The sequence below is a fragment of the Streptomyces sp. NPDC059787 genome (genome assembly GCF_042732315.1).
Taxonomy (GTDB): domain Bacteria; phylum Actinomycetota; class Actinomycetes; order Streptomycetales; family Streptomycetaceae; genus Streptomyces; species Streptomyces atrovirens.
Window position 1 is genome coordinate 13168 of the sequence record NZ_JBHWHX010000061.1, and the last position, 24638, is coordinate 37805.

At 71.6% G+C, this 24638-nt stretch carries 21 protein-coding genes; 4 read left to right on the top strand and 17 right to left on the bottom strand.

The window, feature by feature from the left end; genetic code table 11:
• The first annotated feature begins 65 nt into the window (after positions 1-65).
• Positions 66-896 carry a pectate lyase gene (locus tag ACFV5H_RS34030; protein WP_385058629.1) on the top strand — a complete coding sequence of 277 codons (831 nt, stop codon included), beginning with the start codon at positions 66-68 and terminating at the stop codon, positions 894-896.
• 302 nt (positions 897-1198) lie between these two features.
• Positions 1199-3409: a family 43 glycosylhydrolase gene (locus ACFV5H_RS34035; RefSeq protein ID WP_385058046.1), complete on the top strand. Its 2211-nt coding sequence runs from the start codon at positions 1199-1201 to the stop codon at positions 3407-3409.
• Here ACFV5H_RS34035 and ACFV5H_RS34040 read toward each other — a convergent pair.
• From ACFV5H_RS34040 to ACFV5H_RS34110, 15 genes are all read right to left on the bottom strand, one after another.
• Positions 3387-4466 (bottom strand): dienelactone hydrolase family protein, encoded by a 1080-nt coding sequence (locus tag ACFV5H_RS34040; RefSeq protein WP_385058048.1) that lies wholly within the window; start codon positions 4464-4466, stop codon positions 3387-3389. The two genes, ACFV5H_RS34035 and ACFV5H_RS34040, sit on opposite strands and share 23 nt — an antisense overlap.
• On the bottom strand, positions 4450-5571 hold the full coding sequence (locus ACFV5H_RS34045; RefSeq protein WP_385058049.1) for a pectinesterase family protein: 1122 nt from the start codon (positions 5569-5571) through the stop codon (positions 4450-4452). Before ACFV5H_RS34045 ends, ACFV5H_RS34040 begins: the two co-directional genes overlap by 17 nt.
• 87 nt (positions 5572-5658) lie before the next feature.
• A complete protein-coding gene (locus ACFV5H_RS34050; protein WP_385198637.1) occupies positions 5659-6990 on the bottom strand; it encodes a polysaccharide lyase family 1 protein in 1332 nt (443 codons plus the stop codon).
• Between the two features lie 35 nt (positions 6991-7025).
• Positions 7026-7823, bottom strand: coding sequence for a rhamnogalacturonan acetylesterase (locus ACFV5H_RS34055; protein WP_385198638.1), 798 nt, complete (start codon positions 7821-7823; stop codon positions 7026-7028).
• A gap of 145 nt (positions 7824-7968) precedes the next feature.
• Positions 7969-9324, bottom strand: a complete 1356-nt coding sequence (locus ACFV5H_RS34060; RefSeq protein WP_385058054.1) for an ABC transporter substrate-binding protein — start codon at positions 9322-9324, stop codon at positions 7969-7971.
• A 73-nt stretch (positions 9325-9397) separates the two neighbouring features.
• Positions 9398-10927, bottom strand: coding sequence for a family 43 glycosylhydrolase (locus ACFV5H_RS34065; RefSeq protein ID WP_385198640.1), 1530 nt, complete (start codon positions 10925-10927; stop codon positions 9398-9400).
• Positions 10924-11769, bottom strand: coding sequence for a PmoA family protein (locus ACFV5H_RS34070; protein WP_385058057.1), 846 nt, complete (start codon positions 11767-11769; stop codon positions 10924-10926). Before ACFV5H_RS34070 ends, ACFV5H_RS34065 begins: the two co-directional genes overlap by 4 nt.
• A complete protein-coding gene (locus ACFV5H_RS34075) occupies positions 11766-12947 on the bottom strand; it encodes a Gfo/Idh/MocA family protein (RefSeq protein WP_385058059.1) in 1182 nt (393 codons plus the stop codon). Before ACFV5H_RS34075 ends, ACFV5H_RS34070 begins: the two co-directional genes overlap by 4 nt.
• On the bottom strand, positions 12944-13840 hold the full coding sequence (locus tag ACFV5H_RS34080) for a carbohydrate ABC transporter permease (protein ID WP_385058061.1): 897 nt from the start codon (positions 13838-13840) through the stop codon (positions 12944-12946). The genes ACFV5H_RS34075 and ACFV5H_RS34080 overlap by 4 nt, the downstream gene beginning before the upstream one ends.
• Positions 13837-14769, bottom strand: coding sequence for a carbohydrate ABC transporter permease (locus tag ACFV5H_RS34085; protein WP_385058063.1), 933 nt, complete (start codon positions 14767-14769; stop codon positions 13837-13839). Before ACFV5H_RS34085 ends, ACFV5H_RS34080 begins: the two co-directional genes overlap by 4 nt.
• A gap of 96 nt (positions 14770-14865) precedes the next feature.
• Positions 14866-16587, bottom strand: coding sequence for an L-arabinonate dehydratase (araD, locus tag ACFV5H_RS34090; protein ID WP_385058065.1), 1722 nt, complete (start codon positions 16585-16587; stop codon positions 14866-14868).
• Entirely contained in the window at positions 16584-17492 is a 909-nt protein-coding gene (locus tag ACFV5H_RS34095; protein WP_385198642.1) for a dihydrodipicolinate synthase family protein, read from the bottom strand. Before ACFV5H_RS34095 ends, araD begins: the two co-directional genes overlap by 4 nt.
• Positions 17489-18175 (bottom strand): GntR family transcriptional regulator, encoded by a 687-nt coding sequence (locus ACFV5H_RS34100; protein ID WP_385058068.1) that lies wholly within the window; start codon positions 18173-18175, stop codon positions 17489-17491. The genes ACFV5H_RS34095 and ACFV5H_RS34100 overlap by 4 nt, the downstream gene beginning before the upstream one ends.
• Before the next feature lie 146 nt (positions 18176-18321).
• On the bottom strand, positions 18322-19074 hold the full coding sequence (locus tag ACFV5H_RS34105) for an MBL fold metallo-hydrolase (RefSeq protein WP_385198644.1): 753 nt from the start codon (positions 19072-19074) through the stop codon (positions 18322-18324).
• Between the two features lie 108 nt (positions 19075-19182).
• Positions 19183-19776 (bottom strand): TIGR03086 family metal-binding protein, encoded by a 594-nt coding sequence (locus ACFV5H_RS34110; RefSeq protein WP_385058071.1) that lies wholly within the window; start codon positions 19774-19776, stop codon positions 19183-19185.
• A 132-nt stretch (positions 19777-19908) separates the two neighbouring features.
• Between ACFV5H_RS34110 and ACFV5H_RS34115 the strand changes: the two genes are divergently transcribed.
• Positions 19909-21108 (top strand): MFS transporter, encoded by a 1200-nt coding sequence (locus tag ACFV5H_RS34115; RefSeq protein WP_385198646.1) that lies wholly within the window; start codon positions 19909-19911, stop codon positions 21106-21108.
• A 246-nt stretch (positions 21109-21354) separates the two neighbouring features.
• Here ACFV5H_RS34115 and ACFV5H_RS34120 read toward each other — a convergent pair whose 3' ends face one another.
• Together ACFV5H_RS34120 and ACFV5H_RS34125 are read right to left on the bottom strand one after the other, a co-directional pair.
• The gene (locus ACFV5H_RS34120) at positions 21355-22518 is read right to left on the bottom strand and encodes a hypothetical protein (protein ID WP_385198648.1); all 1164 of its coding nucleotides are present in this window, start codon (positions 22516-22518) and stop codon (positions 21355-21357) included.
• Positions 22515-23474: a 5-dehydro-4-deoxyglucarate dehydratase gene (locus tag ACFV5H_RS34125; RefSeq protein WP_385059510.1), complete on the bottom strand. Its 960-nt coding sequence runs from the start codon at positions 23472-23474 to the stop codon at positions 22515-22517. The genes ACFV5H_RS34120 and ACFV5H_RS34125 overlap by 4 nt, the downstream gene beginning before the upstream one ends.
• Positions 23475-23726: 252 nt before the next feature.
• Between ACFV5H_RS34125 and ACFV5H_RS34130 the strand changes: the two genes are divergently transcribed.
• Positions 23727-24536: an NAD-dependent epimerase/dehydratase family protein gene (locus tag ACFV5H_RS34130; protein ID WP_385198650.1), complete on the top strand. Its 810-nt coding sequence runs from the start codon at positions 23727-23729 to the stop codon at positions 24534-24536.
• The last annotated feature ends 102 nt before the right edge of the window (positions 24537-24638 follow it).

Consider the following 24638-nt stretch of genomic DNA (forward strand, 5'->3'; position numbering starts at 1 on the left):
CAACCCTTTGCGGAGCGGCGGCGACCAGTAGACGCAAAGACCCTCTCCACACAAGGACATCGCGCATGACTGCACGACCCGAACAGCCCGTCTCCCACCGCCGCCGGACCACCAAGCGGCGGGCCCTGATCGCCGGTGTCTCCGCGCTCGGCATCACGGGCGCGGCGATCGTCACCACGTCGATGCTCTCCACGGCGGGCGCCGCCTCGTCCTGGCCCTCGGACACCGGCAGCAAGCCGGTGTCGAAGACCGTTCCGGTCTCCGGGACGTACGACGGCGGCATGAAGAAGTTCTACGGCACCGGCGCCCTCGGCGGCGACGGCCAGGACGAGGGCCAGGACCCGATCTTCGAGCTGGCCGACGGCGCCACGCTGAAGAACGTGATCATCGGCACCCCGGCCGCCGACGGCGTGCACTGCAAGGGCAGCTGCACGCTGCAGAACGTGTGGTGGCTGGACGTCGGCGAGGACGCCGCCAGCTTCAAGGGCACGTCGTCGTCGGCCCAGTACAAGGTGATCGGCGGCGGCGCGAAGAAGGCCGACGACAAGGTGCTGCAGTTCAACGGCGCCGGCACGCTGACCGTGAGCGGCTTCCGGGTCGAGGACTTCGGCAAGCTGGTGCGCTCCTGCGGCAACTGCAAGAAGCAGTACAAGCGCACGATCGTGCTGAAGGACATCGACGTCGTCGCACCCGGCAAGTCGCTCGTCGGCATCAACACCAACTACGGCGACACCGCCACGCTGTCGAAGATCCGCATCGAGGGCGACAGCAAGAAGAAGATCAAGACCTGCACCCGCTACCAGGGCAACAACACGGGCAAGGAGCCGAAGGACCTCGGCTCCGGCGCCGACGGAAAGTACTGCAAGTTCTCGTCCTCGGACATCACCTACAAGTGATCCCTCCGGGCCCATGACCCCGGGCCGCCGTCTCGACGTCCGACGGCCCGGTGACCGGCCGCCCGAGCCCCCCTCGGGCGGCCGGAACCCCCTGGTGGTCCGGACCCCCATCCGGACCGCCACCAAGGCGCCCCGCCGGTTCACCCCGGCGGGGCGTCCGTCGTTCGTCCGAGTCCCCGAACAGCGAAAACACCCGAAAACTTTCGGTACGCCCGGCCCCGCTCCCCTCTGTTGACGCCCCGAACCCCGCTGGTGACACTCCGGTAAACAACAGAATCCCCCAGACTCCGACAGGAAGTGTCATGCGCCGCCACACCGCACGCCGCACGCTTCTCGTCCCGTTCCTCGCCCTTCTCCTCGCCCTGCTCGCCGCCCCGCCGGGCACCGCACACTCCGGAGCACCACCCGTGAAGAAGCCCACGTACGCCGGTTACCTCTTCGCCTACTTCACCGGCGAGGGCACCGCCGACGGCGAGCAGATCCGCTACGCCCTCAGCCGCGGCAACGACGCCCTGCACTGGCGCGAACTCAACGCCGGTGAGCCGGTGCTGACCTCCACGACCGGCGAGAAGGGACTGCGCGACCCGTTCGTGATCCGCTCCCCCGAGGGCGACCGGTTCTACATGATCGCCACCGATCTGCGGATGTACCGGAACAGCAGCGGAAGCTGGGACGAGGTGCAGCGGCACGGCAGCAGGTCGATCATGGTGTGGGAATCCACCGACCTGGTCCACTGGACCGACCAGCGCCTGGTGAAGGTCTCCCCGGACAACGCGGGCAACACCTGGGCCCCGGAGGCCTACTGGGACGACGAGCTCGACGCGTACGTCGTCTTCTGGGCGTCCAAGCTGTACGCCGACGACGACCCGGACCACACCGGATCGACGTACAACAGGATGCTGTACGCGACCACGGAGGACTTCCGCACCTTCAGCGAGCCGAAGGTCTGGAACGACCCGGGCTACTCGGTCATCGACTCGACCGTCGTCAAGCACGAGGACACGTACTACCGCTACACCAAGGACGAGCGCGACCCGTCCTCCGGCTCCCCCTGCTCGAAGTTCATCACCGGCGAGAAGTCGGCGTCGCTGACCGGCACCTCGTACGACTTCGTCTCCGACTGCATCGGCAGCGGCGCGATGAGCCGGGGCGAGGGGCCGACGGTGTTCAAGTCGAACACCGAGGAGAAGTGGTACCTGTTCATCGACGAGTACGGCGGCCGGGGCTACCTGCCCTTCGAGACCACCGACCTCGACTCGGGCGAGTGGACCCCGTCGACGGACTACCAGCTTCCCGCGAGCCCCCGGCACGGCACGGTGATCCCGGTGACGCGGGCGGAGTACGACCGGCTGCTGGCCGCGTACCCGGAGAGCCCCGCGTCGGTCGTGGACGCCACGGCCCCCGGCCAGAAGGGGTACGCCGTCGTCAGCGAGGAGACGGGCAAGGTCGTCCTGCCGATGGAGCCGGACGCCGACCTGCGGCACCTCGCGCCCAGGCTGTGGGTGGGCGAGGGCGCGACGGTCAGCCCGGGGCCCGGTGCCCGCCGTGACTTCCGCGAGCCGCGGACGTACACGGTGACGGCGGCGGACGGCACGAAGCGCGAGTGGACCGTCGAGGCGGTGCCCACCCGCAGCCCCGTGCTGCCGGGCCTGTACGCGGACCCGGACGTGCGGTACATGGACGGCCGGTACTGGATCTACCCGACCACGGACGGCTTCCCCGGCTGGGGCGGCACGCGGTTCAAGGCGTTCTCGTCGAGGGACCTGGTCCACTGGAAGGACCACGGGGTGATCCTCGACCTCGGTCCTGACGTGTCGTGGGCCGACAAGAACGCCTGGGCGCCCGCGATCGCGGAACGCGACGGGAAGTACTACTTCTACTTCTGCGCCGAGCAGCAGATCGGTGTCGCGGTGGCCGACTCCCCGGCCGGCCCCTTCGAGGACGCGCTCGGCAAGCCGCTGATCGGGAAGACGCAGTTCAGCGGCCAGATGATCGATCCGGCCGTGTTCACGGACGACGACGGCCGGTCGTACCTGTACTGGGGCAACGGGCACGGCTACGTGGTCCCGCTCGACGACGACATGGTGTCCTTCGACGCCGCGCGGGTGAAGGACATCACCCCGGACGACTTCCGTGAGGGCTCGTTCGTGGTGAAGCGGGACGGCACGTACTACTTCATGTGGTCCGAGGACGACACCCGCAGCGAGAACTACCACGTGGCCTACGCGACCGGCCCGTCCCCGCTCGGCCCCTGGACCAAGCAGGGCACGATCCTGTCCAAGCGCCCCGAGTACGGCATCCTCGGCACCGGTCACCACTCCGTGGTCAACACCCCCGGCACCGACGACTGGTACATCGTCTACCACCGGTTCGCGCTGAACGGCCCCGGCACGTCCGGCGGGGACGGCACGCACCGGGAGACCACCGTCGACCGGCTGGAGTTCGCAGCCGACGGCACGATCGAGCCGGTGGTGCCGACCCTGGAGTCGGTCAGCCCGGTGCGGCGGCGGTGACCGACTCCAGCCAGGCGTAGGCCTCGTCCTGCATCGCGGCGTCGAAGACGTGGCCGCGCTCCGGCCACGTCTTCAGCCGCAGCCGCTCCCCGGCACCGCACGCGCGCCAGACGGCCCGCAGTCTGTCGTACGCGACGCGCACCCCGTCGGCGGTGAACAGGGCGTCGAGCCCGCCGTGGAAGAACAGCATCGGCTTCGGCGCGGCGATGCTCGCCACGTCGGGGATGTCGAGGTGCCGGGCGAGCCCCGGGTGGAGCGTGTGGAACGCGGACTGCCCGCGCAGGGTGTTGTTGCCCGGCACCATCATCTCCTTGAGGCCGGTCATCCAGCACACGCTCACCGCGGCGGCGATGTCGTCGCTGAGCGCCGCGGCCTGCCAGGCGCGGTGGCCGCCCATGGAGAAGCCGACGGCGGCGACCCGGCGGGCGTCCACCCGGTCCAGGCCGGCCAGGAAGGCCGCGGCCCGCTGGTCCTCGCGGGCGTGCAGTCCGGCGAGCGAGGAGCCGAGGTGGTAGAGGGTGCTCGCCAGGGCCTGCTGCCGCTCGTAGGCGAGCGGTTCGCGGTCGCCCCAGCCGAGGGCGTCCGCGCAGAACACCACGTACCCCCGCCGGGCCAGTTCGTCGCCGACGAAGCGCCCGTCGAAGCACCGGGCCGCCCACTCCTCGGCGGAGGCCAGGCGGGTGTCGTCGTACCAGGGCCGGACGCACTTCTCCTTGCCGATGTCGAACCGGGACCCGTGGTCGTGCAGGAGGAGGACCGCCGGGAACGGGCCGGTGCCCCGCGGGGTGAGCAGGGCGCCGCGGACCCGTCCGTGGCGGGTGAGGGAGAGGGTGACCAGCTCCCGCGTGTACCCGTCGCCGTCCGAACGGGCGGTGAACTCCGGGGCGTACGGCGTCCCGTCCTGCCGGCCGACGAGGAGGTGCTCCTCGACCACCGCGCGGGCCGTGCGCCGCCACGCCCCGAAGTCCCGGACCGGCGAGGTGCCCCAGGCGAGCGGGAAGGTCAGCTCGTCCTTGAGCGCCGTGTGGAATCCGGGCAGGTCACCGGTGGCGGTCATACGGCCGCCAGTCGCCGAGGTACGCCTCCCGCGTGTGCGAGGCGGCCTCCGCGCGGGTGAGCTGGGGACGGTTCCCGGGGACGGTGACGACCGCGCCGGGGCCGGTGTTGCGGTACTCGGCGAACCGCTGGTCCTGCCAGGGGTGGCCGCTCGCCATGTTGGTGTACGGCGCGACCGCGTCGATGCCGGCGCCGAGCCGGGTCTCGCGGACGGTGAGCATCGGGCGGGCGGTGGTGTCGGAGCTGGGCACCCAGGGGCGGGCCAGCTTGTAGTAGCCGTCGGGGGCCTCGCTGCTGATCCTGCTCCGGGTGACCAGGTAGCCGCGCGGGTTGGCGCCGGCGGTGGAGGGCGCGAAGACGAAGCCGTACGGGGCTGCCGTGAGGTCGGGGCGGACCAGGGTGCGGAAGTGGCAGTGCTCGAAGACGGCGGTGGCCCGGCCGAAGACGAAGTCGACGTCGCCCTCGGCGTAGCAGTGGGCGAAGTACTGGCGGGCGAAGGTGTCCAGGGACAGGGAGTCGGCGTACAGGGTGTCCTGGTGGCCGAGGAAGCGGCAGTGGGTGAAGGCGCTGCGGTCGCCCTGCACCTTGAGGGCGACGGCCTGGGTGCCGCTGGTGCCGGGGAGGTCGGTGCGCAGCCAGTCGTTGGCGAAGGTGATCCAGCGGGCGGTGAAGCCGTCGGGGCGCACGGTGGTGGTGGCCGAGCCGGAGGTGCCGTGGGTACCGGAGCCGTCCGGCTTGGGGGTGCCGGCCGCGTTGTCGTAGACGATCACCACGTCACGGGGGTCCTCGGAGGCGCCGAGCCAGGTCATGTCGGTGCGGTCGGCGTCGACGGAGACCGTCTCGCGGTAGGTGCCCGGGGCGATGACGAGGGTGCGTCCGGTGCCGGTCGCGGCGGTGACGGCGGCCTGGACGCCGGTGAAGTCACCGGCGCCGCGCGGGTGGACGTACAGGGTGCCGGGGGTGAGGCGGGCGGACGGTGAGCCGTACCGGCCGAACGGGCGGCGGGGCCGGTGGGCGGCCTGGGCGGGGACGGCGGCCAGGGCGAGCGCGGCGGAGGCCGTGGCGCCGGTGAGCAGGAAGTTCCTTCTGGACAGGGGCGAGGGCATGCGGGTGCTCCTTGGGTGACGTCAGACGGGCCGGGGCGGTCCGTGGTGAGGGCGGACCGCCCCGGCCCGGCTGCCGGGAGGAAGGGGTCAGCGGATACGGCCGGCGCCCGCGCCGTGCTCGACCAGGAACGGGACGGCCCGGGCCGGGTGGACGGCGGTGCGCAGGGTGGGCGTCCAGCCGGCGCCGGACTGGAGGGTCTCGGCCGGGATCTCCGCGTTGTGCACGGCGATCAGGTCCACGCGCTTGCCGTTGACCACGTTGTGGGCGGCGGTGAGCGGCGCCTCGCTCCACTTCTTGAGGATCTTCGCCGGGCTGATGCCCTTCGCCAGGGTGAAGGCGTTGTGCTCGGCGACGAGCTGGGACTCCTTGCCGACGCCGAAGCTGTAGGCGTAGCCGTCCTCCGCCACGAAGTGGTTGTTGTACACGTCGACCTGCCCGAAGCGGACGCGCGGCGCGCGCTCGACCAGGCCCGAGAACAGGTTGTGGTGGAAGGTCGCCTTCAGCTTGCCCCGGTCGCCGACCGCGGTGGACTCGCTGTCGCTGTTGCCGATGAGGATCGTCTTGTCGTGCTCGGTGAAGACGTTCCAGGAGGCGGTGACGTAGTTGGCGCCCCGGACGATGTCCAGCTCTCCGTCGTGCTGCTGGTACAGCATGCCGAAGTGGGTGGGCGCCTCGCTGTCGGGGTGCTCGCCGTCGGTGAACGTGTTGTGGTCCAGCCAGACGTGGGTGGAGCCGTAGACGACGGCGGTGTCGTACTCGGAGTTCCAGTTGCCCTGGCTGCCGTCGGTCGGGTCCCACTGCGGGAAGCAGTCGATCGGGCTCTCGAGGGTGAGGTTGCGGACGATGACGTTGTCCGCGCCCTTGATCTGGAGGCTGGCGCCCTTGATGCCGGCGTTCCGGCCGACACCGATGATCGTGGTGTTGGAGGGGACGGTCGCCTTGATGGCCGTGTCCTGCGCGGCCGCGGAGGCCCTGCGCAGGCCCTCCGGGCTGTCGTCCGGCTCGGCGCTCAGGTCCTGCTCCAGGCCCCAGGTCTCCGGCGCGTACGCCTCCAGGTAGGCGTCGAAGTCGTAGCCGGGCGCGGCGAACGCCTCGCAGCCCTCGGAGACCGCGTCGATGGTCCCCTTCACCTTGATGATCTTCGGTGCGTCTCCGCCGTCCGCCAGGGCCGCCTTGAACTCGGCCCAGGTGCGCACGGTGTGGACGTGCTCGCGGTCGGCGGCGGCGCCTCCGGTGGTGCCGGTGCCGTAGGAGGCCCAGCCGTCGCCCGCGCCCAGCGTCTGCCGGGCGGCGTCACGGTGGTGCGACGGGGAGTGGGCCTGGGCGCCGGTACCGGTCAGGGCCAGCACGAGGGCGGTGCAGCCGGCCAGCGAGGCGGCTCTCACTGTGACATGCCCATGCCATTTGGATGTGCTCATGGTGCGGCTCTCCTTTTTTCATGGTCCAGGGGGTGTTACGCGACGGCCTCCGGCCAGGTGATCCACGACTGGGGGATCTCCGCGTCCAGCCGCCGCACGTCGCGCGGCGCGAGCACCCGGGTGCGCAGCAGCTCCCGGGCGACCAGCCGCGCCACGGCGATCGCGCCCGGCGGATCGAAGTGCGTGTTGTCCTGCTCGGTCGCCGTCCAGTTGAAGTACTTCTTGGTCTCCTCGACCCCGAGCTCCTGCCACAACGCCAGCGACAGCGCCTGGACGTCGAGCAGCGCGACCCGCTCCTCGGCGGCCAGCGCCCGCATCGCCGCCGGGTACTCCCCGTGGCTCGGCACGGCACGCCCGTCCGCGTCGAACCGCCGCCGCTCCACGGCGGTGGCCAGCACGGGCCGCGCCCCACGGGCCCGCGCCCCCTCGACGTACATCCGCAAGTGCTCCTGGTACGTCGACCAGGGCTCGGTGTAACGGGTGGGATCGGCGGACTTCTCGTCGTTGTGCGCGAACTGGACGAGAAGGAAGTCACCGGGCCGGATCGAGGAGAGGATCGCCTCGAGCCGCCCCTCGTCGACGAAGCTCTTGGAACTCCGCCCGTTCACGGCATGGTTGGCGACGGCCAGATGCCGGTGCAGCAGGAAGGGCAACGCCATTCCCCACCCGGTCTCGGGCGCGGCATCGGCGTACTTCTGGGCGGCGGTGGAGTCACCGGCGATGTAGAGGGTGCGGTGACGGCGTCCGCCGGCGTGAGCGGTACCGGTTGCGGCGAACGCCAGAGGAATGGAAGCGACGGCAGCGGAAGCAACCTGCCTACGGCTGAGCGACACAAGCTGTGCCTTTCAACAGGGGGCGGTGGAACGCCCCTCCAGGGGTGCGGGGCTGTATCGATGTGCGGCTCCGCCGCGTGGGCGCGATCGACCGGGGACGGCCCGCAGCCCGAAAACCACGGGCCGCCCCCGGCGGGACCGCCGATTAACCCATCTGCTCCTGCCACTCGGCCTGAGCCTCGTTCAGCTGCTCGGCCATCGTGTCCAGGAACTTCTGCGCACTCATGTCCCCCAGAAGCACCTTCTGGAAGTTCGGCTCGTTGTCAGCCTTGGAAATCGTGTTCCAGTCCGGCAGGTAGTACGGCAGCTGCACGATGCTGGTGGAACCGTCGCTCAACGCGGCAGCCGCCAGCTTCGTGGGCTCCGCCTTGTTGATCCACTCGTCCTTCGCCGCGTCCGTGTTCGCCGGCACCTGCCCGGCCGCCTCGTTGAACTTCGAGCTCGACTGCGCCGACGTGGCGAACTCGATGAACTTCCAGGCGGCTTCCTTGTTCTTGGAGCTCTTGAACATGCCGACGCCGTCGACCGGGTTGGAGACCTGGACCCGCTTGCCGCCGGGCCCGGTCGGCTGCGGGATGCCCCGGAACTTCTCGGCGGTGAGCGCCTTGACGTGGTCCTGGTACGAACCGAGGTTGTGGTTCAGCATGCCGATCGTGCCGGAGTCCCACTGCGCGACCATCTTGGTGAAGTCGTTGTTCAGGTCGGCCGCGGGGGTGACCTTCTTGAACAGGCCCGCGTACTTCTCCAGGGCCTCGGCGTTCTTCGGGTCGTTGACCGTGGTCTTCTTGCCGGAGGAGTCCCAGAACGAGGTGATGCCGGACTGCCCGTACATCGCGTCCAGGGCCTGGGCGATGGAGCCGGCGCCGCCGCGGATGGTGTAGCCGAACTCGTTCTTGCCCTTGTTCGTCAGCTTCTCGGCGGCCTCGTAGAACGCGTCCCAGGTGGTCGGCTCCTTCAGGCCCGCCTTCTCGAACAGGTCGGTGCGGTAGTACAGCACGCCGTTGTTCGCCGAGGTCGGGATCGAGTACAGCTTGTCGTCACCGCCGCCCGCGGCGCGCAGCGACTCGATCATGTCCTTGTTGAGCTTGCCGTTCAGCGGCGACTTGGCCAGCCGGAAGTCCAGCGTGTCGAGCGCTCCCTGGGCGGCGAAGCCCGCGAGCATCGAGGCGCTGATGCCGCCGACGTCCGGCAGGCCGCCGCCCTGGATGGCGGTGTCGACCTTGGACTGGTACTCGGTGGAGGCGATGCCGACGTACTGGACCTCGATGTCCGGGTTCGCCTTCTCGAAGTCGGCGATGATCTCCTTCCAGATGTCGGTGCGGACACCGCCGTTGTTGTCCCAGAAGACGATCTTGCCCTTGCCGCTGCCCTCGGCCCCGTCGTCGCCGCCGCTGCCGTCGTCGCCGCAGGCGGTGGCGGTCAGGGCGAGCACGGCCCCCAGGGCGACGGCGGTCGACGCGCGGCGCCTGCCTGCGCTGTTTCTGAGAATGCTGATCTTCATTGGTCGGCTCTCTTCTTCTGGATCCAACGGACTATGAAGTTGTGGGGGGTCGGTCGGGGACGTACGGCGGTGTTCAGCCGTACGCCGGGGTGCTGATCCGGAACCGCGTGAATGTGGCGGTACCGGCGTGTCCCTGGCCGGTGGGCGCCACGGCGACCAGGCCGAGCAGGGCACCGACCCAACGCCAGGGGGTGGCGGCGAAGACCTGGCCGGAGGGGCGGAAGCCGTCCCCGGTGTCGTAGGAGAAGCGGCAGCGCGCCCCGGCGCCGATGTCGACGCGCAGCAGGGCCCGGCCGCCGGGAGCGGGCCTCGGGTGGTCGGCGTCGCGTTCCTGGTCGGCGACCGTCTCGGCGAACCGGTGCACCAGGTGCACCGTGCCGTCCGCGCCGCGCTGGAGCCCGATCCAGCGGTAGGCGTCTCCGAGGACCGTGAGCCCGGCGCGTGCTCCGGGCTCCTCGCTGTCGAGCCGCAGTTCCACCTCGACGGTGCACGGGTCGCCGGGCAGCCGCTGGGTCAGGACGTGGGGCAGTCCGCGCAGGTCGTGCGCGTCGGCGGAGCGGACGCAGGTGAGTCGCAGCCCGTCGGCGGAGTGCTGGGTGGCCCAGCCCTCCTTCGGGTTGGCGGTCCACGTCCACTGGCGGCCGAAGCGTCCGCCGGGGAAGTCGTCGTCGGTGGCCGGCGCGGCGGGGGGCTGCGGCGGCAGGTCCGGGCGGCGGTGTCCGGCGACGGGGGCGCCGTCGTCCCCGAGCACCGGCCAGCCTTCCGCCCCCCAGCCCATCGGCTGGAGGTGCACGACACGGCCGTACGGGCCGCGCTGCTGGAAGTGCAGGAACCAGTCCTCGCCGGACGGGGTGCGCACCCAGCCGCCCTGGTGGGGGCCGTTGACGTCGGTGTCCTTCTGTTCGAGGACGACCTTCTCCTCGTACGGGCCGAAGAACTCGCGGGAGCGGAAGGCGCCCTGCCAGCCGGTCTCCACTCCCCCGGCGGGGGCGAGGATCCAGAACCAGCCGTCGTGCTTGTAGAGCTTGGGTCCTTCCAGGGTGAACCAGCCGGGGATGCGGTCGCCGTCGACGATCACCTTGCCCTCGTCGAGGAGTTCGGTGCCGTGGGGGTGCATCCGGTGGCCGGTGAGGCGGTTCTTGACGCCGGAGCGGGACTTGGCCCAGGCGTGCACGAGGTAGGCCTCGCCGGTCTCGTCGTCCCACAGGGGGCACGGGTCGATCAGGCCCTTGCCGGCCTTCACCAGCAGCGGCCGGGTCCAGGGGCCGCGGATCTCGGGGGCGTTGACCTGGAAGATGCCCTGGTCGGGGTCGCCCCAGAAGATCCAGAACCGGTCGTCGTGGTGGCGCAGTGAGGGGGCCCAGACCCCGCAGTCGTGCCGGGGCGTCGTGAACTCGGCTTCGGGTTCCAGGCGTTCGAGGGCGTGACCGACGAGGGTCCAGTTGACCAGGTCGCGGGAGTGCAGCAGGGGCAGTCCGGGGGCGCGGCCGAAGCTGGAGGCGGTCAGGTAGAAGTCGTCGCCGACACGGATCACGTCCGGGTCGGACCAGTCGGCGTTCAGGACCGGGTTGTGGTAGGTGGTGTCGGTCTGCTCGGCGGTCATGGGCTCACCGCCTTGCGGACCAGGGCTGCGGCGGCGCTCCGGTCGAGCCGGCCGTCGGCGACGACGGTGACGATCCGGCGGACCACGGTCTCACCGGGCGGCAGGGGCAGCCGGTCGGTGTGGGCGAGGGAGGAGCCGACGCCCGGGTACTCGGCGGTGCGGACGAACCAGGGGTCCTGCCGGGTCTGTTCGGTGGCCCCCGCGAAGACGAGCGTCCAGGTGGATCCGGCGAGCGCGACCCAGTCGGCCGGCCGGCCGTGCGCCTCGCTCTCGCCCTCGGTGCGGGCGGTGAAGACGTCCGGTGCCGTCTCCTCCTTGCGGGCCCGCCAGAAGAAGCCGCCGTACGCGGCTCCGGGGCGGCCGTTGGTGGCGGGGCTGCCGATGGAGAGCGGGGCACTCGTGACGTTGGTGAGGGAGAAGGTGAAGTCCAGCGCCCAGGCGGTGTCGGTGAGTTCGGTGGCGGCGACCGTGCGGCGCTCGCGCAGCAGTTCGCCCGGCGCGGCCATCCAGCGCAGCTCCTCGACGAACCCGTCGGGGTCGCGCAGCTGGTAGGCGGTGTGCCGCTGGGAGCCGTGGTTGTCCAGCTCGGTCGGCCCCTGGTCGCGGACGTAGGTGCGTCCGCCCCAGAAGTTGAACCCCTCGACGTCGGGAACGGCGACACCGACGCCGAGGTGGTGTGTGTGGTCGGCGGGGCTCAGTTCGGTGACCGCCGTGCCGGCCAGGGTGGTGACGGGGTGCAGGTACGGCCGCGGGGAGAGCCGGGCCGGCAGTTCGGGCCGGGTGACGTACCGGCCGACGGGCCGGCCCGCGACGCGCAGCACCACGGAGTCGTTGCCGGTCATCGGGTGCTCACCTCTTTCGGCAGGTGGTGGGCGGGCAGGGCCCAGGGGGCGCCCAGCTCGGAGTAGAGGGACAGGGTGTCGGCGGCTGCCGCGACGAGACCGTCGATGCCGGGCACGACCCGGCGGTTCTCGCCGGGGACGCGGTGCCAGGCTCCGTCGGGCAGCGGGGCCGGGTCGGGGGCCTTGCGGATCGCCTCGACGACCTGCATGAAGGCGCCCGTCCGGTCCGGGGTGACCAGCAGGGGGGTGCCGTCGGTGAGGTGAGCGACGAGGTTCTCCAGCAGGTCGGTGCGTTCGAACCGCATCTCCTCCGGGCCGTGGTCGGCGCGCTGGAGCAGGACGCGGTCCTGCTTGTACCAGAAGGTGATCCGGCCGCTGGTGCCGTGCACCAGGACGTACGGCTCGTCGGCCCGCTCGGCGCACAGGGTCGCGGCGACGGTGACCGAGCCGCCCCGTGCGGTGGTGATCCGTACGCAGGAGGTGTCGTCGGACTCGATGTCGTTGGCGCGCAGCAGCTCGGTCTCGATGCCGGCGACGTCCTCGGCGCGGGTGCTGTCGGCGAGCGCGAGGGCGGTGGCGACGGCGTGGGCGAGCGGGTTGGTGAGCGCGCCGTCGACGACGTCGACGCCGTTCAGCCGGCGCCGGCCCGCCCAGGGCGCCCGCCGGAAGTACTCCTCGGGCCGCACCCAGGCACCGGCTCCGCCGATTCCCACCACCCGGCCGACGGCACCTCCGTCGACCAGCTCGCGGATCGCGGGCACGGCGTGCGAGCCCAGCGACTGGAAGCCGATCTGGCAGGCGACCCGGGCCGCGGCGACCCCGTCGGCCATCCGCCGGTACTCGGCGTACGACGGTGCCGGGGGCTTCTCCAGCAGGATGTGCACGCCCCGCTCGGCCGCCACGAGGGCGAGGTCGGTGTGGGTCGGGATCGGGGTGCAGATCACCGCGATCCGGGCGCCGGTGGAATCCAGCAGCGCGCCGAAGTCGGGTGACTGCTCGGGGAGTTCACCGCCGAACTCGTCCTCGGTGAGCGGGGTGAGCTCGCAGATCCCGGCGAGCCGTACGATGCCCTCCGCTTCGAGGCGGCGGATGTTCGCCACGTGCCAGCGGCCGTGGCCGCGGGCGCCGGCGAGGACGACGGGCAGCGGGGCGCCCGGTGCGGTCCGAGGTGGGGTCATCCCTTCACCGCCCCCGCGCTGAACCCGGTGATCAGCCACTTCTGGATGAAGGCGAAGACGATCACGACGGGGACGGCCGCGATGATGCCGCCCGCGGCGAGCGCGCCGAGGTCGACGCTGTCCGCGCTCATCAGGGTGTTGAGGCCGACCGGGATGGTCTGCTTCTCCTGGTTGTTGAGGAACATCAGGGCGAACAGGAAGTGGTTCCAGGAGTGGACGAAGGCGAAGGAGCCGACGGCGATCAGACCGGGCCGCAGCAGCGGCAGGACGACCACCCGGAAGGCCTTGAACCGGTTGCAGCCGTCGACCCAGGCGGCCTCCTCCAGGGAGTACGGCACGTTCTTGATGAAGTTGCTGATCAGGATGATCGACAGCGGCAGCTGGAAGACCGTCTCGGCGATGATGACGCTGCCGAGGGAGTTGATCATCTGCAGTTCGGCGAAGATCTCGAACAGCGGGACGAGCAGCAGCGCGCCGGGCACGAACTGGGAGCAGAGCAGGGCCAGCATGAAGGCCCGCTTGATCTTGAAGTCGAACCGGGCGAGGGCGTAGCCGCCGGCCAGGGCGACCAGGGTCGTCATGATCAGGGTGGCGACGCCGACCAGCACGCTGTTGTAGAAGAAGGTGCCGAAGCTGCGGTCCGTCCAGACCTTCTCGAAGTGGACGGTCGTCATCGGCCAGGGGACGAGCGAGGTGGAGCCGGCCGGGCGGAGCGCGAACAGCAGGATCCAGTAGAAGGGGATGAGGGTGAAGACGAGGTAGATGCCCAGCGGCAGGTAGATCTGCCAGCGGGGTGCCTCGTCCCAGGCCCGGCGCTTCTTGTTCGGCCGGGGCGGCTCGGGGGTGGTGCGCGCGGGGGCGGGGGCGGCCAGGGGGGCCTCTTTGGTGATCACTTCTCGCCTCCGAACTTGCTCAGCCGCAGGTAGACCATCGAGCAGAAGAGCAGGATGAGGAACGCGACCGTGGTCAGGGCCGACGCGTAGCCGAAGTCATGGGCGTCCACCGAGGTGTTGGCGATGTACAGCGGCAGTGTCGTGGTCTCGCCCGCGGGTCCGCCGCCGGTCAGCGTGTAGAGCAGGTCGACGTTGTTGAACTCCCACACCGCGCGCAGCAGCGTGGACAGGATGATGGCGTCCTTCAGGTGCGGCAGTGTGATGTGCCAGAACTGCTTGATGCGGCTGGCCCCGTCGACCTCGGCGGCCTCGTAGAGGTCCTTCGAGACGGACTGGAGGTCGGCGAGGATGAGGATCGCGAAGAAGGGGACACCGCGCCACAGGTCGGCGACGACCACCGCCGGGAAGACGGTGGAGGTGTCCGACAGCCAGCTGACTCCGTAGTCGCCGATGCCCATGTCCGCGAGGTAACGGGTGATGCCGGTCTGGGAGTTGTAGAGCAGCACCCAGATCGCGGAGGTCAGTACGCCGGAGACGGCCCACGGCGAGAAGACCATGGCGCGGCCCATGGCGCGGCCGACGAAGGTCTGGTTGACGATGAGGGCGAGGGCCAGGCCGAACAGCAGCTGCAGTCCGACCTCGACGAAGACCCACTTGGCGCTGAAGACGAGGGTGTCCCAGAACAGGGGGTCGTCGGTGAAGATGCGGGTGAAGTTGTCGAAGCCCGCGTAACCGTCGCGCCAGGGCTTGGTGGGGTTGTAGTTCTGCAGGCTGTAGTAGAAGACGCTGATGACCGGGTAGGCGATGAAACCCAGCATGAGCAGGGCGGCCGGCCCGATCAGCAGGTACGGGAGCCTGCGGGGCGTGGCGGAGGCACGGCGCCGCCGGGGTGGCCTGGGCGGTTTCGCCACGGCTGCGGCATGGGCCATGACTGTTCTCCGTTTCTCGGTACGTCTTGCTGTGTGGTGCGTGTGCGGGTGAAGCGCTTTCTTCGTATGTGTGCGGGGGTCTGGACCTACGGCCGGTCAGCCGGCGTACGGGTCCTGGACCGTGCCCGGCCGGGCGAGGAACTCGAAGTCGCAGCCGGTGTCGGCCTGCGTGATCTGCTCGTTGTAGAGCGCGCCGTAGCCGCGCTCGTAACGCACGGGCGGCGGCGTCCACCGCTCCCGACGGCGCTCCAGCTCCTCGTCGTCGACGTTGAGCCGAAGGACGCGGTTCTCGACGTCGAGGGTGATCGAGTCCCCGGTGCGTACCAGGGCGAGCGGTCCGCCGACGTACGACTCGGGGGCGACGTGCAGGACGCACGTGCCGTAACTCGTCCCGCTCATCCGGGCGTCGGAGATCCGCACCATGTCCCGCACGCCCTGCTTGAGCAGGTGGTCGGGCAGGGGCAGCATCCCGTACTCGGGCATGCCGGGGCCGCCCTTGGGGCCGGCGTTGCGCAGGACCAGCACGCTGTCGGCGGTGATGTTCAGCGCCGGGTCGTTGATGGTCCGCTGCATCTGCTTGTAGTCGTCGAAGACGACGGCGGTACCGGTGTGCCGCAGCAGGTGCGGTTCGGCGGCGATGTGCTTGATGACGGCGCCGTCCGGGCAGAGGTTGCCGCGCAGTACGGCGACCCCGCCCTCCTCCGCGACCGGGTTGTCGCGGGTGCGGATGACGTCGTCGTCGTGCACCTGCGCGCCGGCGATCTGCTCGCGCAGGGTGTCGTGGCAGACGGTGGGACGGTCCAGGTGGAGCAGGTCCGGGATCCGGGAGAGGAACCCGGGCAGTCCGCCCGCGAAGTGGAAGTCCTCCATCAGGTACGTCTGTCCGCCGGGCCGCACGTTGGCCAGCACCGGGACGGTGCGGGCGATGCGGTCGAAGTCGTCGAGGGTGAGCTTGACGCCCGCGCGTCCGGCCATGGCGATCAGGTGGATGACGGCGTTGGTGGAGCCGCCGAGTCCGAGGACGGTCGTGACCGCGTCCTCGAAGGCGTCCGCGGTGAGGATGTCGCTCAGCTTGCGGTCCTTGTGGACCAGGTCGACGATCGCCAGGCCCGCCTTGGCGGCCATCCGGTCGTGCCCGGAGTCGACGGCCGGGATGCTGGACGCGCCCGGGACCGTGACACCGAGGGCCTCGGCGGCGGCGGTCAGCGTGGACGCCGTACCCATGGTCATGCAGTGGCCGGGCGAGCGGGCCAGGCCGCTCTCCAGCTCCTGCATCTCGCAGTCACCGATGACACCGGCACGCTTGTCGTCCCAGTACTTCCACATGTCGGTGCCGGAACCGAGGACCTCGTTGCGCCAGTGCCCGGGCAGCATGGGCCCGGCGGGCACGAACACGGCCGGCAGGTCGGCGCTGGCGGCGCCCATCAGCAGTGCGGGCGTGGACTTGTCGCAACCGCCCATCAGCACGGCCCCGTCGACCGGGTACGACCGCAGCAGCTCCTCGGTCTCCATGGCGAGGAGGTTGCGGTAGAGCATGGGGGTCGGCTTCTGGAAGGTCTCGCTGAGGGTGGAGACCGGGAATTCGAGGGGGAAACCGCCCGCCTGCCACACCCCCCGCTTGACGGCCTGCGCGCGGTCGCGCAGGTGGACGTGGCAGGGGTTGATGTCGGACCAGGTGTTCAGGATCGCGATGACCGGCTTGCCCAGGTGCTCCTCAGGCAGGTAGCCGAGCTGGCGGGTGCGGGCGCGGTGGCTGAAGGAGCGCAGGCCGTCGGTGCCGTACCACTGGTGGCTGCGGAGCTGCTCGGGGGACTTCATATGGACCACCCCGCGGCGATGGCGGCGACCTCGGCGCGCTCGCTCTCGGGCAGCGGCCTGCTCGGCGGGCGGACCTCGCGGCGGCACAGGCCGAGGGAGGCGAGGGCCTCCTTGACGACGGTGACGTTGTTGGCGGAGCCGTTGGCGGCGCGCAGCTCCTCGAAGCGGCGGATCTGCTCCCACACCTTCATGGCGGTCGGGTAGTCGCCGGAGCGCAGCGCCTCGATCATGTTCAGCGAGACGGACGGGGCGACGTTGACCAGGCCCGAGGTGAAGCCGGTGGCGCCGGCCGAGAAGTAGGAGGGGGCGTACGGCTCGGCGAGCCCCGCCACCCACACGAACCGCTCCAGTCCCGCGTCCCGGGCGAAGGCGGCGAACTTCGACGCGTCCGGCACGGCGTACTTCACGCCGATCACGTTGGGGCAGGCGTCGGCGAGTTCGGCGAGCCGGGCGCCGGTGAGCTGGGCGTTGCGGATGTAGGGGACGACGCCCAGTTCGGGCACCGCCTCGGCGATCGCGCGGTGGTAGTCGACCCAGCCGCTCTGCGAGACGTAGGGGTGGACGGGCTGGTGCACCATCACCATCTGCGCGCCGAGTTCACGGGCGTGCCGCGCGGAGTCGACGGCGGTGGGGATGTCGTGGCCCACCCCGACCAGGATCACCGAGCGGCCGCCGGCCTCCTCGACGGTCAGCTCGGTGACCAGCCGGCGCTCGTCGGGGGTCAGGGCGTAGAACTCGCCGGTGTTGCCGTTGGGGGTGAGGGTCGTGATGCCACCGTCGAGGAGACGACGCAGCAGGGCCCGGTAGGTGTCTGGGTCGACGGAGCCGTCCTCGGCGAACGGGGTCACCGGGATCGCCACCACGTCGGCCAGGGCCGCCCGCTGGGTCTCGAACGTCGTTGTCATGCCTGACCGTCCTCTTTCTGGGCTTCCGGGGCCGCCTCGAAGTCCGCTTCGACTTCGGGGAAGGCCCGTCGCACGAACGACGCGATGTGCGAGTGCAGGGCGCGCGCCGCGCCGTCCGCGTCCCCGTCGAGCGCGAGCCGCAGGATCTCGCGGTGCTCGCTCGCCTCCCGTTCCCAGGAGGGGTCGGCGGCCCAGGCGACGGCCGAGACGAGGGCGGCCTGGTCGCGGACCTCGTCGAGCATCCGGCCGAGCAGCGGGTTGCCGCAGGGCACGTAGAGGGCGCGGTGGAACGCGCGGTTGGCCAGGGACCGTTCGGCCGTGTCGTCGGCCTCGTCGGCCCGGGTCAGCGCGTCGCGTGCGGCGTCCAGGGAGGCGCCGCGGCGCACGGTGCGCTTGAGTGCCGCGGGCTCCAGGAGCAGCCGCACGTCGTAGACCTCGCGTGCCATGTCCGCGTCGACCATGCGCACCGTGACGCCCTTGTACTGGCTCATCACGACCAGACCGGTGCCGGCCAGGGTCTTGAGCGCCTCGCGCACCGGGGTCTTGGACACCCCGAACTGTGCGGCGAGGTCGGTCTCGACCAGGGCCTGGCCCGGTGTGAACCGGCCGGTGAGTATGCGGCGTTTGATCTCCTCCCGCACGTACTGCGTGCGGGAGGGGATCGGCGTGGGCACAGAGGTCATGCGCGCCTCTCGGATTTCGCGTCGGATCTCGCGTATCGGATCTCGCGTATCGCGTCTCATATATGACGTACGAAGTACGACGCCGATGACCGTAAGAGCGGCCCGGAGTTTCGTCAATGCTTCTGACAAAGGAACTTGGCGTTGCCTCACACGGTGTACGTGCGGCCCTCCCGGGCGGTGGCGGTGGGTCCGCCGAAGGCGGAGGCGGCCCGGACGGTCGCCGTCTCGGGGGTGAGCGTGGGGCCGACGTGCGTGACGAGGAGTTCGCGCACGCCCGCCCGCCGGGCGGTGTCACCGGCGTCCTCGGGTGTCAGATGGACCCGTTCGCTTTCGCGATGCTCGTCGATGTCCGCCTCACAGAGGAACAGGTCGGCGTCGCGGGCGAGTCCGGTGAGGGCGGCGCACGGTCCGCTGTCCCCGGAGTAGGCGAGGACGCGCCCCGCGCACTCGGCGCGCAGCCCGTATGCCTCGACGTCGTGGACGACGGCGGTGGAGGTGAGGGAAAGGCCGCCGTAATGGACGACCTGCCCGTCGTGCAGCGGCCGGAAGTCGAGGATTCCGCCGAGGAAACCGGCGTCGGGGCGCCCGAGGAACCCGGCGAGCCGCTGCGCGCAGTCGGCCGGCGCATGGACCGGGACCGGTGCGGGCGGGGTGAGCCCGCCGTACGCGAAGCCGTACACGGCTGCGAGCAGATCGGCGCTGTGGTCGGCGTGCAGATGGGAGATCCACACGGCGTCGATGCGCGCCGGATCCGTGTGCCGCCGCAACTCCGTGAACGTCCCGAACCCCGCGTCGACCCACACCTCGGCGCCCCCGCCGCGCAGGAGGTGTCCGGAGCTGGGGCGGTCCGGGCCGGGGTGCGGGGAGGCGGTGCCGAGGACGGTGAGGGTGAAAGTCATGCGGGGAGGCTATGGGCGCTCTCCGGCCCTCGCGCGCACTTTTGTGCGGGCCCCGTGGTCATGCGGGTCTCGTCCTCGGGCGGACCCCGTCCTCGGCGGGTCCTGTCGTCACGCCGGCCGCGTCCAGCCCGGGTCCCGGCCGCTCAGCCCGATCGTCCGGTCCAGGAGCGGGGCGTCGGGCGGGACGGGGACGACGGGGCCGAAGATGCCGCCGCCCCTGTCGGAGTCCGCGGCGGCGGCCAGGAGGAAGTCGTACGACGCCTGCAGCGGGGCGGGGTCGGGCGCGTAGGCCCGGCCGGTCGCGCGGGCCAGGTCCCAGCCGTGGATCACCAGTTCGTCGGTGACGACGGCACCGGCGACCGCGCCCGGCAGGTCGACGCCGCCCGCGCGGGTCATGCCGGTCCAGGCCGCCGGGTCCCGCCAGACCTCGGCGAGCTCGTCGAGCACCTTGGGCAGCTCCTCGCGCCAACCGGGCCCGATGTCCGGCAGGGCGGCCTCCGGGCTGGTGTCCGTGGTGACGCCCAGCTCCTTGCGGCCCGCGTCCCGGAAGGCGACGGCCAGCCCGAGAAGGTGGCCCAGCATGTTCCGTACCGTGTACCGCGGACAGGGCGTCCCGTCCGCCAGCTGCCCGTCCGTGACGGCCTCGGCGAGGCGTGCCACGATCCGGGTCTGCGGTCCGAGGTCGAGGGTGGTGTCGGTCATCGGGCTGCTCCTCTTGACGGTCCTCCTGGAAGACAGACCGATCCCGGCCGCGGAACTCATCGCCCGGCCGCCCCGCTTCTAAGGCACCTGCCCGATCCCCGCGGCCGGTCCTTAGAACCACGATGAGCGGGCATGACGACGACATGGACGGCGGCCCGCGTGGTGCGGGACCGCAACGCCGGGCTCTACCTCACCGGAGTGGTGATCTCCGGCTTCGGCACCTCCGCGCTGTGGCTGGCCTCGGGCGTGTGGGTCAAGGACCTCACCGGCTCGGACGGCCTCGCGGCCCTGTGCCTGCTGGCGATGTGGGCGCCCACCCTCGCCGGCCCGCTGCTGGGCACCCTGGCCGACCGGTTCCGCCGCCGGCCGCTGCTGATCGCCGCGAGCCTGCTCATGGCGGTGCTCCTGCTCACCCTGTGCACCGTCGACTCACCGCGCGGGCTGTGGCTGCTGTACGCGGTGCTGTTCGTGTACGGCGCGGCGGGCGTCGTACACGACGCGGCCGAGTCGGCGCTGATCGCCACCGCCGTGGACCGCTCCCTGCTCGGCGACTTCAACGGTCTGCGGACGACCGCCGGCGAGGGCATGAAGCTGCTGGCCCCGCTGGCGGGCGCGGGCCTCTACGCGGCCTGCGGCGGGGCGGCCGTCGCCGTCCTGGACTCGGTCACCTTCCTGCTCGCCACGGTGGTGTACGCGTTCCTGCGGGTACGGGAGGACCGGCCGGCGCCCCCGACGGGCAGCCGCCGGGAGCGGACGGCCGAGGGTGCCCGCCACCTGTGGGCGCATCCGGTGCTCCGCCCGCTGGTGCTGGCGGGCGGCGCCACGATGCTGTGCGCGGGGCTGAGCGGGGCGCTGGTCTACGCCGTGGTCGACGCCCTCGGGCACTCCCCCGCGTACGCCGGTGTGCTGTACGCCGTCCAGGGCGCGGGGTCGGTGGCGGTCGGCCTGCTCTCCGGCCCGGCCCTGCGCCGCCTCGGCGAACGGCGCTTCGCGGCGTACGGCATCGCCGTACTGGCCGTCGCGGTGGCGCTGCGCGCGGTGCCGGACGACCTTCTGGCGTGGGTGTGCAGCGCGGCGATCGGTGCGGGCCTGCCCGCCGTACTGATCGCCACGCTGACCGCCGTACAGCGCGGGACCCCGGCCCCCCTGCTGGGCCGGGTCACCGCCACCGCCAACACGCTGGTGTTCACCCCGAACGTCCTCGGCCTGGCGGCGGGAGCGGCCCTGGTCGAACTGTTCGACCACCGACTCCTGCTGGTCGTAATCGGGTTCGCCCTGGCGGCGACGGCGGCGGCCCTGCTCGGCCACCGCGCGGACACCGCCCCGGCATGACCCGGCCGACCGGGCCGCGGCACGTCACACACGCACAGGGCTGAAGGGCGGGGCCCCGCCCTTCACTTCGTCACTGCGGGCAATCGTGCCGCTGGGGCGGCACGGGTGGGCGGTGGGGGTACCTCCCGCTCGAGCGAAGCCGAGAGTGGGGGAGGCACCCCGCCAACGCCGGGCTGCGCGAACACCCCCGGCCCACACCCACACCGGCACCGGCCGAAGTCGCACCCCAGCCCACGCCCCGGCGGCTCAGAGCCCGGCCAGCGCCGACCGGACCGCCTCCAGGTCGTCGTCCGACGCCAGCCCCGCGTGGTACAGCCGCAGCTCCGTCGCCCCCAGGCGGCGGGCCTCCGCCGCGTCCGCCGCGAGGGTGCCGGGGTTGCCGCCCATGCCGGAGACGATCGTGAGGTTGGCGGCGAGGACGGTGTCCGCGCGGGCCTCCCCCGCGAACGGGGTCAGCAGGCCGGCGCCTCCCGTGCAGGGCACGACCACTCCGTCGGCGACGGAGAGGATGTGGGCCGGGTCGACGCCGGCGTTGGCGCCGCAGTGGTAGGAGACCGGGTCCGCGTGCAGGAGGACCTGGAAGCCCTCGGGAGCGGCCTGTCGTACGGCGGTGACCGCGGCCTCCTGGAGCGTGCGGGCCGTTTCGTCGCGCCACGCGCGCGTGGCGTTCGCCGGTGTCCCGCCGAGGAGCTTCTCGACGCCCTCCCAGCCCCCGTCGGAGGGCGCCCCCCGCCACACCGGTTCCAGTGCGGCGCGTACGGCGGCGGCGAGTCCGTCGGCGTCCAGGCCCCGAGCCCCGTAGCCCTCGCGGCAGGACGGGCAGAAGCACAGGGACATCAGGTACTGCCCGGCGTCCCCGAGACCGACCCCGGCGATCTTGTCGTGGGCGTGCAGATGGGCCAGTCCGTACCAGCCGAGGGACTCCAGCTCGGTGCCGCGCGCTCCGGGGCGTACCGCCGCCTCGGCGGCGAGGTCGGTCAGGTACGCGCGCGTGCCGGGCTGGGCGATGCACGGCGCCCAGGGGTAGCGGTCGCCGTAGGCGTTGACCACCGAGGTGTCCGGATGCTCCGCGCCGAGGCGGGAGTTGTGCGCGAGCACCACCCAGGTGTGCACCTCCAGGCCCGCGTCCGTGAGCGCGGCGGCGGCCTCGCCGAAGGCGTCGCCGGGCGCCCAGTCGCCGGCCGGGTACGGGCGCGGGGTGCGGCCGGACCAGTGGTCCCCGGCCGGGTACAGCACGGCCGCGTGTCCGGCGGTCACGACGCGGTGGCGCGGGTGGCGCGGGGTCAGCGCGCGGGTGGAGTGGTAGGCGGAGGCGAGCGTCACCTGCGCCGTGCCGAGCGCGGCGATCCGCGCGGGTGCCTCCGGGTCCCCGTTGACGTCCCAGGGGTAGACGAACGCCGACGTCTTCACTGGCTCTCCTCCAGCAGTGCGTGTCCCCGCCCGATCAGCCGAGCGAGCTGCTTGACATGATCCCCGGCCGGTTCGTGCAGCGGCGGCCGGACCTCCCCCACGTCCAGTCCGCGCAGGCGTACCCCGGCCTTGACCAGGGAGACGGCGTAGCCGCTGCCCCGGTCGCGCAGTTCGACGAACGGCCGGTAGAAGCCGTCGATCAGGCGGTGCGCGGTGGCCGTGTCGCCGGTGCGGAAGGCGGTGTGGCAGGCGAGGGCGATCTCGGGCACGAAGCAGAACGCCGCGGACGAGTAGAGGGTGATGCCGATGCCGCCGTAGGCGGGCTGGGTCAGTTCGGCGGTCGGCAGCCCGTTGAAGTACAGGAAGTCGGCTGGGCCTTCGGCGCGTACGGCGCTGACGATCCGCTGCATCAGGTCGAGGTCGCCGAGGCCGTCCTTGAAGCCGACGATCCCCTCCGTGCGGGCCAGTTCGACGACGCTCCCGGGGGTGAGGACGGCGTTGTCGCGCTGGTAGACGACGACCGGCAGGGAGGTGGCCGCGGCCAGCTGCCGGTAGTGCCGCAGCAGTCCCTCCTGCGGGGCCTTGACCAGGTAGGGCGGCATCGCGAGCAGCCCGTCGGCCCCGGCGCGCTCGGCGAGGCGGGCGTAGCGGACCGCGAGCGCGGTGCCGTAGCCGGCGCCCGCGACGACCGGGACGCGCCCGTCGGCGGCCTCCACGGCGGCCGTCACGCACAGCTCGAACTCCTCCGGCGTCAGCGCGTGGAACTCACCGGTACCGCAGCAGGCGAACACGGCGGCGGCCCCGGCCTCCACCCCGCGCCGCACATGGAGGCGGTAGGTGTCGAGGTCGACGGAGCCGTCGGGTCCGTAGGCGGTGACCGGGAAGAACAGCGGCCCGCTGGGGACACCGAGCCGGGCGGCGAGAGGGGCTGACGTCACAAGCTCTCCCTGGTCCATATTCCTGATTCACGTCCATATTCCTGAACATGTTCACGCTAAGACGCCCCGGGGACCCCGGTCAAGCACCGCACCCCGCCACACACCAGCGGATTCTTCCGTTCCACAGGAAGTCGCGGAATACTTGACGCACCGCACCCCACCTCCTTAGCGTGTCCACGAATATGAATGCCGTGCGCCCATATGGATGGATTCTCCTGTGCGGACTCCTGCGTACGGGCGACACGGCCGGCGATGCAAGGAGACCCGAGGATGCCCGCTCCCCGCACCGTTCTGCTCACCGGCGCCGCCGGTGGCCTCGGCACGCTGATGCGGGGCCTGCTCCCGGACCACGGCTACGACCTGCGCCTGCTCGACCTCCGCCCGATCGACGGCGAACCGGACGCGATCGTCGCGGACCTCGCCGACAAGGACGCCGTGCGCGAGGCGGTCCGCGGCGTCGACGCGATCGTCCACCTGGCCGGCATCTCCCTGGAAGCCTCGTTCGAGAAGATCCTGAAGGCCAACATCGAGGGCACGTACAACCTGTACGAGGCCGCCCGCGAGGAGGGCGTCGAGCGCATCGTCTTCGCCTCCTCCAACCACGCCGTCGGCTACACCCCGCGCCCGCAGGGCGACGACCCCCTCATCCCGGTCGACACCCCGCGCCGCCCGGACACCTTCTACGGCCTGTCCAAGTGCTTCGGCGAGGACCTCGCCCAGCTCTACTGGGACAAGCACGGCCTGGAGACCGTCTCCGTACGCATCGGCTCCTGCTTCCCCGAGCCGACCAGCGTGCGCATGCTCTCGGTGTGGATGAGCCCCGCCGACGGCGCCCGCCTCTTCCACGCGGCCCTGACCGCCGAGAACGTCGGCCACACCGTCGTCCACGGCTCCTCCGCCAACACCCGGCTGTGGTGGGACCTCACCTCCGCGCGGGCACTCGGCTACGACCCCCGGGACGACTCCGAGCCGTACGCCGAGAAGCTAATCGCCGAGCAGGGCGAGCTGGACCCGGACAACCCGGCGCACGCCGCCCTGGGCGGCCACTTCGTCACCGACCCGCCCATCTGGCCGTACTGACGACAGCACTCGGGCGGGAAATCGACACCTCCGGCGCGGGGGGGGGGGCCCCCCCCACCCCCCCCCCCCCCCCCACGGCGCCACACCCAACCACCACGCCCA

What these genes read in the sequence shown, in the direction of transcription:
- ACFV5H_RS34040 (WP_385058048.1), bottom strand. Translation starts at nt 4,466, where the DNA reads ATGACCGCCACCGGTGACCTGCCCGGATTCCACACGGCGCTCAAGGAC.
- ACFV5H_RS34075 (WP_385058059.1), bottom strand. Translation starts at nt 12,947, where the DNA reads ATGACCCCACCTCGGACCGCACCGGGCGCCCCGCTGCCCGTCGTCCTC.
- ACFV5H_RS34130 (WP_385198650.1), top strand. Translation starts at nt 23,727, where the DNA reads ATGCCCGCTCCCCGCACCGTTCTGCTCACCGGCGCCGCCGGTGGCCTC.
- ACFV5H_RS34070 (WP_385058057.1), bottom strand. Translation starts at nt 11,769, where the DNA reads ATGACCGGCAACGACTCCGTGGTGCTGCGCGTCGCGGGCCGGCCCGTC.
- ACFV5H_RS34100 (WP_385058068.1), bottom strand. Translation starts at nt 18,175, where the DNA reads ATGACCTCTGTGCCCACGCCGATCCCCTCCCGCACGCAGTACGTGCGG.
- ACFV5H_RS34085 (WP_385058063.1), bottom strand. Translation starts at nt 14,769, where the DNA reads ATGGCCCATGCCGCAGCCGTGGCGAAACCGCCCAGGCCACCCCGGCGG.
- ACFV5H_RS34105 (WP_385198644.1), bottom strand. Translation starts at nt 19,074, where the DNA reads ATGACTTTCACCCTCACCGTCCTCGGCACCGCCTCCCCGCACCCCGGC.
- ACFV5H_RS34115 (WP_385198646.1), top strand. Translation starts at nt 19,909, where the DNA reads ATGACGACGACATGGACGGCGGCCCGCGTGGTGCGGGACCGCAACGCC.
- ACFV5H_RS34095 (WP_385198642.1), bottom strand. Translation starts at nt 17,492, where the DNA reads ATGACAACGACGTTCGAGACCCAGCGGGCGGCCCTGGCCGACGTGGTG.
- ACFV5H_RS34065 (WP_385198640.1), bottom strand. Translation starts at nt 10,927, where the DNA reads ATGACCGCCGAGCAGACCGACACCACCTACCACAACCCGGTCCTGAAC.
- araD (WP_385058065.1), bottom strand. Translation starts at nt 16,587, where the DNA reads ATGAAGTCCCCCGAGCAGCTCCGCAGCCACCAGTGGTACGGCACCGAC.
- ACFV5H_RS34050 (WP_385198637.1), bottom strand. Translation starts at nt 6,990, where the DNA reads ATGAGCACATCCAAATGGCATGGGCATGTCACAGTGAGAGCCGCCTCG.
- ACFV5H_RS34045 (WP_385058049.1), bottom strand. Translation starts at nt 5,571, where the DNA reads ATGCCCTCGCCCCTGTCCAGAAGGAACTTCCTGCTCACCGGCGCCACG.
- ACFV5H_RS34030 (WP_385058629.1), top strand. Translation starts at nt 66, where the DNA reads ATGACTGCACGACCCGAACAGCCCGTCTCCCACCGCCGCCGGACCACC.
- ACFV5H_RS34110 (WP_385058071.1), bottom strand. Translation starts at nt 19,776, where the DNA reads ATGACCGACACCACCCTCGACCTCGGACCGCAGACCCGGATCGTGGCA.
- ACFV5H_RS34035 (WP_385058046.1), top strand. Translation starts at nt 1,199, where the DNA reads ATGCGCCGCCACACCGCACGCCGCACGCTTCTCGTCCCGTTCCTCGCC.
- ACFV5H_RS34060 (WP_385058054.1), bottom strand. Translation starts at nt 9,324, where the DNA reads ATGAAGATCAGCATTCTCAGAAACAGCGCAGGCAGGCGCCGCGCGTCG.
- ACFV5H_RS34125 (WP_385059510.1), bottom strand. Translation starts at nt 23,474, where the DNA reads ATGGACCAGGGAGAGCTTGTGACGTCAGCCCCTCTCGCCGCCCGGCTC.